The organism is Bradyrhizobium sp. SRL28 (genome assembly GCF_018596315.1).
Classification (GTDB): domain Bacteria; phylum Pseudomonadota; class Alphaproteobacteria; order Rhizobiales; family Xanthobacteraceae; genus Bradyrhizobium.
Genome location: NZ_JAHEAG010000104.1, coordinates 1 through 7713, shown reverse-complemented (window position 1 = coordinate 7713; position 7713 = coordinate 1). Strand labels below are relative to the sequence as shown.

Below are 7713 nucleotides of genomic sequence, written 5' to 3'. Positions count from 1 at the left end.
TGGCCACGCAAGGAATCAGACTCGCACCCTCTTGACCAGTCACTACTCAGACAGGCTCCTAGTCTCTCCACGTGGCCGCGCTGCTCGTCTTGTACGTGGCGCCAGCAACTTGTCGCCAGATTTCCAAGCTTTGACATTCTGCGCTTTCCACCGCAGGGCCGGACTGGCTTCTATCGAGGCGCGCACGTTTGCTGGCACCTCCAGAGAAGACGCGGCGATCTCACCCCGGTCCAGCACGGCATCCAAAAATGCGCCCTCCCCCGCTGTGAACTTAAACAGCGGCGCGAGCTTCTCCCGGCATTCGGTCGTGACGCTCTCGATCCAAGCTGCTGGGCCGCCAAAGCTGTCGAAATACCGATCGTGCAGGCACATGGTCAGCTTGCCGGTAATGTCGCCGACCTCGCATCCGATCTCCTCGGGCGAGGCTGTGCGCCAGTCGAAGCTCTTGGCGCTCGCACCGATCATCAAGGTGGCCGCCTTGATCTTCGCCCAGTCGAGAGACGGCATGGCGATGATCCGGTGGGCGTCGAACAGATCGCGCGCGGTGCGCCGCGTGATCAGCGCGACCATCTTGCCGGCGACGATCTCGTGGATATCGAGGACCGGAACATTCGTGGCCTGGTAGGATCCGATTGCCACCGATGGCATGCGATCCACGCCGTAGAGCGGGCCGCGGTAGAGATAATTGATATCGATCTCGATGGTCCCCGCGCCGCCCAGCGCAGAGGCGTAGCGATAAATCCATTTGCCGCCAGCGTGCTCGGACGGCTCACGCCGCGCGACGTACCCTTTCGATTCCATCAAGCGCTCGATCCGGTCTTCCAATCCCGGGCGGTCGGCGTCCATCTGTTCCTTGTCGACCGCGCCGACATAGTTGACGTCGATATCGACAGAGAGGCGGTCCAGATCGGAATGAAAGACGTTGAGTGCCGTGCCGCCCTTCAAGGCGACGCGCGGCCCGATCAGCGTGTCGGCGCCGAAGGCATCGAGAATGTCGATCAGCCGGATCACACGCTCCAGCGTCGCGGGCTGGAGCTGCCGCTCGGCCGCGATGTCCTGAAGCGTTTCTCGCGACGCGACCATCAAACGCCTTCAAAGGCGGCGTCGACCGCCTGCGCTGGGAGAAGCACGCGCCATGGCTCGACGAGCACCGCATGACCGGGTTCCGCACCCAGCGCATAATGCTTTGATCGTGGAAGCCGTGTTCGCAGGCGCGCCAGGACATCGTCGGAGACGCCGAGCGCGGCGCGCCGCTTCTCGAGCCACCAGCCGGAAACCGAGGCGAGCGACCGATTATCCAGCAGCTCGACATAGTCGGCGACCTTCGCCGGATCGAGATAGCGCACCAGATCCAGCGACTTCAGAACTTCCTCGCCGCCGCCCGCGAGTTCTGGCCGATGTAGGACATCGACGACCGTGCGTTCGACCGCCGTCACACGGACCGTCACTCCCTGCCGGTCCATAGTCGCGGTCAGGTAGTTGGCCTTGCCTGTCGCCGCCAACGCCTTCGCCGGCGTGACGAAGCGGCAAGCACCAAATGGCAGGTCCACGCGCTCGGTCCGTCCGGCGCTGATAAGCTGAACCTCGTTGAACTCGGAATAGGCTATGCCGTGCAGCTCAAGGGCTGAGTGAAATCCCAGGACCCCATCGGGACGCAGCTTGCTCGCCGCGGCGAAGCGGTCGATCACCATCCGCTCCGCCGCCATGTGGGCCGGCACTGCGGCAAACACCTCGCGACTGACCCGCTTAATGTTGCCAGCGCGCAGGTGATGCCTAAGCAGGCTGGTGACATTGGCCGCGCTCGCCGGATGGCCGAAGGCCGCCGCGAACTCAGCCCGGGTGAAGACCGGATGAGCCGACAGGAAGCTGGCCGTTTTGTGCTGGCGGGGTTGCATAAGTCTTCAATTCTGCGCCAAGGCGGGTAATAAATAGCCAGTCTGACGCAAATTTGTCAACAAATCTTCCTGAGAAAAGGGGCCGATCGGCCGTCCCTTTGATGGCGAAAACGCGCCGTATGGGCTAAAAATTACCCCTTCCGGCGCACTTCTAGAACAAACCGCCCCGTGAAAGGACCGCATCAGACGAATTAAGCGGTTTCCTTAGACGGATCTCCAATGTCAGATAATTTATGCTATATATTGTCATTGTCAGATTTTGTTACTATTTTGCCGACATGGGAGGCGGCCATGAGCGATGGACCATTCAGAAATGCGGAGTTGCCCAGCAGCTGGAAGCGTTATGGCCAAGACCTGGTCAGCGACGCCACGAGCCGTGAGGAGCGAACGACGCAGGCGTGCCACAGCATGATCGGTGACGTGGACATGAAGACGTTCAGTCCCCTTTTCGATGAACTCAAAGCTCATGCCGACCGCCCCCAAATGGACTTAGACCCGGTCACGGCGGTCGAAACGATTTTCGAGACTCATCCAACGTCGCCACTGGCGGATACCCTGCAAAGACATCTGATTGCGAATCTCCGGGATCAACTCCCTCCCGAGAAGGCGCTCGATCAGGCGCTCGACAGCACGACAAAAGAATGGATCGGCACCATCAAAAACCGGCTCGACGAAGAATGCATTCGTGCCCGCGAGCTCGGCGACATGAGCCGCGAAGATTACCAGAAGGGAATCGAGCGGAACCGCGAGACGTTCGCTGCCATCAAGCCCAGCGAACTCTGCGACGCCTTGGCCACCGGCAACAAGCGCGCGTTCAGGCAGGCGGTTGAGAAGAAAGCCGGCGTAGATGAGGGGCCCGAAGAGTGAGCGCCAATCCGAAATACTCACCGATGCAAGAAAAGCGCTTGATCGTTATCGAGAAAGGACAGAAGCGCAGCCGCCGCACCCTCCCGAAGGGTGCTGTGATCGCGGAGGTCGGCCGTCACATTTACTTTAATCCGGCGGTTCTGGATAGCTTTGACGTAAAGGGCTTCGAGCCGCTGCACTACGATATGCTTGTTCTCTGCGCCGCCATCGAGTTCGCTGACCGGCGTTGGAAGCGTCCGTTGGGCTGGCGCCGAACCTTCGATGTGGCGATCCCAGTCATCGACCTTAAGGCCTGGCAGAAGCCGGAGGTTCTGAAGGCCCTGCACGGCGTCTTGAACCACCTGACCGGCGACGCATGGCGATTGACCTTTGTCCAGGCAAAGAACCTCTCGCCGATCGGCACGCGGCAGATGCCGTTGGACTTCGGCAAGGCCAAGACCTTCGCCGTCGCTTACAGCGATGGTTTGGATTCGCGTGCCGTCTCCGCTCTGAGCGGGAGCGAGGCTGAGGCACTGTGTATCCGGGTCGCGGGCAATCGCCAGCGGCGCAAAAACGGGGATAGTTATTTCACGCAGATTCCCTTCAAGGTGAAGGGATATCGCGGGAACGAAAGCAGCTTCCGCTCGCGGGGATTTCAGTTTGCGGCGGTGACGGCGATTGCTGCACAGCTCTCAAACGTGACGCGCGTCATTGTTCCGGAGAGCGGCCAGGGCGCGCTTGGGCCGGTACTTCTCCCGCTGCACAACATCTACGCCGACTATCGCAACCATCCGACGTTCTTTCGGAAGATGGAGCGCTTCATCAAGGCAGTGCTGGGCTACCGAGTGCGGTTTGAGCAGCCACGCCTCTGGTCGACGAAAGGTCAGACGTTGCGCGCGTTTCTGGACATGATCGGAAAGTCCGAACAGCATCTGACGAGTACCCATTCCTGTTGGCAAACGCGCCGGGTCGTCAATGTAGGCGGTAGGAAGCAGTGTGGCCTGTGCGCGGCTTGCTTGCTGAGACGCCTCAGCCTGCATGCCGCTGGCGTTAACGAGGCGCCTGGTACGTATATCGTGTCCGACCTTGCCGCTTCTGACGCGGCCGATGCCTTGTCGGTCATACCCCAAAAGGCTGATCGGGACATCATGGTCGAATACGGAAGCGTCGGTGCGCGTCACCTGCAGCATCTCGCGGACATGAGCGGCTTGCCTGACGAGAACATTCGCGTTCACGCCTCGCAAATCTCAGCTGCGATAGCGGAAAACTACGAAGACACTCTGAAGAAACTGAGGACGATGTTGGTAACTCATGCCGAGGAATGGCGGGCATTTTTGTCCGCGCAAGGAGATCAAAGCTTTTTGAAAAGCTGGATGGATGGAGGGCGCAATGGCTGATCTGAATGAGCTGAGCGCACAGGAAATAGGACGCCGCCTGCGGATAGCACGGGAGAACGCAGACGTCCGCCAGGATGACGCGGCCCAGGTCATCGGCATGTCCCGCCCCACCCTTGTATCCATCGAGAAGGGCGTGCGCCGTGTGCGCATCCAGGAAATCCAGACGCTCGCGCGCTACTACGGCGTATCGGTCAACGCCCTCCTCCGCCGCGAGGCAGTGCATACCGATCTGATGCCTCGGTTCCGCAAGTTGCGGGAGACGGAGGACGCGCACACCACTGAAGCCGTTCAGCTATTCAACGACCTGATTAAAGCGGACGTTGAAATGGAGAATATCCTCGGCATCCAGCGACGTCGAAATTACCCCCCGGAACACGGTATAAACGAGGGCGACGTTGCGGCCCTCGCAGAAAAGCATGCCAAGGAATTGCGCGACTGGCTGGGTCTCGGTCCGGGGCCGATCGCCGACATCTTCTCGGTCATCGAACTGGGTCTTGGCATCCGATTGTATCAGCGTCGTCTCTCATCCAGTTCAAAGGTTGCCGGCTTCTTCACCTACGATGAAAGTGTCGGCGCCTGCATACTTCTGAACGCCAACCACCCATTGCCGCGGCGCATCCAGTCCGCGGCGCATGAGGTCGGCCACTTCTATGGTACCCGTCGGATTCCCGACGTGCTCGAAGACGATGAGAAGTTCCTCTCACGCGATGAACGCTATGCCAACGTCTTTGGCCGTGCATTCCTGACGCCAGCCGAGAGCTTCTCGGAAAGCTTCCGCCAACTGAAGGAGATCACCGGCAAAACGACCCGGCGCCTGATCATTCTCCTCGCCCAGCAATATAATATCTCGCGCCAAGCCTGCGGGCTGCGGCTCGAGGAATTGGGCCTTGCCAAGAAAGGCACTTGGGCATGGTTCGAAAACAACGGCGGCATCACCGATGACAATGTCCGAGAGGTCCTCGGCGAAATGGCCGATCGCCGCGATCCCGCAAAGAGCGACGCGGACCGACCCATCTCCCACCGCCTGAGCCTGATGGCGCATGCCGCCTGGAAGCGCGAGCTCATGTCGGAAGGACAATTGGCGGAGCTGCTGAAGGTGGGCCGAGTGGAGCTTCGCGGCGTTATCGACCAGATCGAGCTTGAGGAAAGAGACACGGATGAGTTGCACAAGCTCCCTGATTGATATCGCGGATCCGCTGATTCTCGACACAAGTGTTCTGATCAACCTTCACGCTTGCAAATATGGCGAGCGCATCCTCGCGTCCATTCCCAATGATGTCGTCGTGTCCGAGATCGTGGCTGGAGAGCTGGAGCACGAGACGAGCCGGCAGAACGGCGAGCACCGCTTTCTGTTTGATCTCGTGACGCGTGGAATCGTAACGCTCGCCACTATGACCGACGCCGAGTACGAGATTTTTCATGAACTCACGTCTACCTCGCCCTCCCTTGACGACGGCGAAGCTGCAACGATCGCCATCGCGGCAGCAAGATTTTTCCTGCCGGTTATCGATGAACGGCGCGGACGAAGCCGCGCCAGCGCGCTATTGAAAACGCGAAATCCAGGCTGGTCGTTAGACATCTTACGTCATCCAACGGCCATCGCGGTCCTCGGCGACCAACCTGTCATCGAAGCGATGTATCTCGCTCTTCGCGACGGGCGCATGCGAATTCCATTAGAAAGAGTGGAAGGCGTTATCGCACTTATAGGATGGAGCGTTCACGCGATTGCACTTGCCTCCCTGGGTATCGAGAGCGAATTTTCGACGAGCGCTCTGGGCCGCCGCTGTAAATTCTGCCGACAGCGCGAAGCTCCCGAATCTAAAGTGAACGGCGAACTCTGACTTGACGATGTCGCAACAGAACGCCAACGCATTGATTTCATTGGGTCGCGGGAGCGTTAAAGCGTGAACGAAACGCAGGTTTACCTGTGCTCTTCCATAGCGAGCCTCAGAGCCTTCGGGATGCGCTGCGCTTTTCCGCCCGAGATAAACGCGACCCGTATGCGCGCCGAGACCAACAGATCGTTCCCGCGCCTGCACTCCTGCAGCAAGCCAATCGACGCGCCTCTCACCTCTTGCGGGACAGTGACAATGTCAAGGAGGTCGTCCAAGACTGCCGGTTTTAGAAAGTCGATCGTCATCGAACGGACAACGAAGGCGGAAGCCCGGGGCGTCGTTCCGCGTTTCCTCGAGCAGCGCTTGCTGATTGGTGCCGAGCAGGCGCAAGTAATTCGTTCTGCCGCGCTCCATGAAACGCAGAAAATTCGCGTGATAGACAATCTGGCCGGCATCGGTATCTTCAAAGTAGACACGCACCTGCATGTAGTGCCGTCCGTCTCGAATTTCGCCGTCAAGAGAGACTGTCACAGCGCGGTTCCCCTTATTGCGCGTACAGGCACCAATTGTCTTGCACAGAGGCGGTTTTTTGAGCAAGCGCTAAAATCCTGCGCTTGCCGGAAGCTGAACCGGTCGCCCGAATACGGCAGGCACCGCGCTGCAGACATCGAGGCCGAAGCTGCGGAGGTTTTCCGGACGTTGGTCAATCAGGTGACACTCGTGCTCGAGACGGAAGAACTCGCGATTGCGCTACGCGGCGACCTCGCTGCGATCCTGCGGTTTGCGGCGGGCAAGAAGAACCCCCGGCTTCCCTTCGGAGGCTGGGACTCTATTTGCAATCGCAAGCATCGGTGGTTGCGGGGATAGGATTTGAACCTATGACCCGGCGACCAGGCCCGGTCGATTATCGCCGATGAGCTTTCAGCTCCTCTTCTTCCTGCGACGTGTGCCGGCGCTTCGACTCACTTCCCTGCCGCGAAGGGTAGCCGTGCGCCCGCGATGTCGGCCTGCCGGCCTGCCGCTCAGATGATGAAGTCGGATGATTGATCGCGGAGCCGGAGGTCTCAGTTCCCTTCGCTACGCTGAAAGCGGCTTGTCCGCATAGGATGGCACGGCAGAGCTGAAACCACTGAGACGACCAGCTCGCCTGTTTTCCGGTTCCCCAAGATCTCGGGGGAACCCTAAGGGGGGCGCCAAAAAAGCAGATTTTGTTATGGTTTTTATAAGAAACCCTAATTATAGATACCAAAGCAGGCTCCAAACTAGGCTTTGCCATGAAGCGCAGCGATCTCAGCCACACAATCCGGGAGACCCTGAAACGGCTCCCGCACCCGTATGAGGCGCACTACGGTATCATCCCACCACCTCCCCCGGAGCACGGGGTCTCAGTTATCCAAGCGATGAAGGCCTTGGACAATGCCCAGGGCGCGCTCGGGAAAATAGACGCAATCGCGACTCAGATGAAGGACCCCTACATTGTCAGCCGAATCCTGACCCGACGGGAGGCGGTCAGTTCGTCCTCGATCGAGGGCACCCAAAGTACGCTCGATGAACTCCTTTCGGTCGAGGAGACCGGCGGCGACGACGCAAAGGATGCCGCGCGCCAGGTCCGCAACTACGCTGTGGCTCTTGACGATTTCATCCCATTGGCGGCGAAGGACGGATATGGCGTCTTCACGATCGATCTCCTGAAGAGTCTCCATCGCGCCGTCATGAAAGATGATCCCGATTACCAGGACG

The 7713-nt window shown here is 59.5% G+C and carries 7 protein-coding genes and 1 pseudogene; 5 read left to right on the top strand and 3 right to left on the bottom strand.

Annotated elements, in window-relative coordinates; translation table 11 throughout:
• Nucleotides 1-42 precede the first annotated feature (42 nt).
• Both KIP88_RS44915 and KIP88_RS44910 read right to left on the bottom strand, forming a co-directional pair.
• The gene (locus tag KIP88_RS44915; RefSeq protein WP_108522606.1) at nt 43-1083 is read right to left on the bottom strand and encodes a nucleotidyl transferase AbiEii/AbiGii toxin family protein; all 1041 of its coding nucleotides are present in this window, start codon (nt 1081-1083) and stop codon (nt 43-45) included.
• The gene (locus tag KIP88_RS44910; protein WP_057841659.1) at nt 1083-1895 is read right to left on the bottom strand and encodes a type IV toxin-antitoxin system AbiEi family antitoxin; all 813 of its coding nucleotides are present in this window, start codon (nt 1893-1895) and stop codon (nt 1083-1085) included. Before KIP88_RS44910 ends, KIP88_RS44915 begins: the two co-directional genes overlap by 1 nt.
• 291 nt (nt 1896-2186) lie before the next feature.
• On the opposite strand from KIP88_RS44910, the gene KIP88_RS44905 reads away from it, so the two are divergent.
• Genes KIP88_RS44905 through KIP88_RS44890 form a run of 4 tightly spaced genes read left to right on the top strand, consistent with a single transcriptional unit; the run spans nt 2187 to nt 5979 of the window.
• Nucleotides 2187-2762 carry a hypothetical protein gene (locus KIP88_RS44905; RefSeq protein ID WP_057841658.1) on the top strand — a complete coding sequence of 192 codons (576 nt, stop codon included), beginning with the start codon at nt 2187-2189 and terminating at the stop codon, nt 2760-2762.
• Nucleotides 2759-4138, top strand: a complete 1380-nt coding sequence (locus KIP88_RS44900) for a 7-cyano-7-deazaguanine synthase (RefSeq protein ID WP_308163820.1) — start codon at nt 2759-2761, stop codon at nt 4136-4138. Before KIP88_RS44905 ends, KIP88_RS44900 begins: the two co-directional genes overlap by 4 nt.
• A complete protein-coding gene (locus KIP88_RS44895) occupies nt 4131-5321 on the top strand; it encodes an ImmA/IrrE family metallo-endopeptidase (protein WP_214494486.1) in 1191 nt (396 codons plus the stop codon). The genes KIP88_RS44900 and KIP88_RS44895 overlap by 8 nt, the downstream gene beginning before the upstream one ends.
• Entirely contained in the window at nt 5296-5979 is a 684-nt protein-coding gene (locus tag KIP88_RS44890) for a DNA-binding protein (protein WP_214494484.1), read from the top strand. Before KIP88_RS44895 ends, KIP88_RS44890 begins: the two co-directional genes overlap by 26 nt.
• Before the next feature lie 80 nt (nt 5980-6059).
• Here the strand turns inward: KIP88_RS44890 and ybgC are convergent.
• Nucleotides 6060-6504, bottom strand: a pseudogene (gene ybgC, locus KIP88_RS44885) (tol-pal system-associated acyl-CoA thioesterase).
• Between the two features lie 743 nt (nt 6505-7247).
• Here ybgC and KIP88_RS44880 point away from each other — a divergent pair.
• Nucleotides 7248-7713: Fic/DOC family N-terminal domain-containing protein (locus tag KIP88_RS44880; protein ID WP_283848594.1), on the top strand; the 466-nt coding region annotated here is incomplete at its 3' end.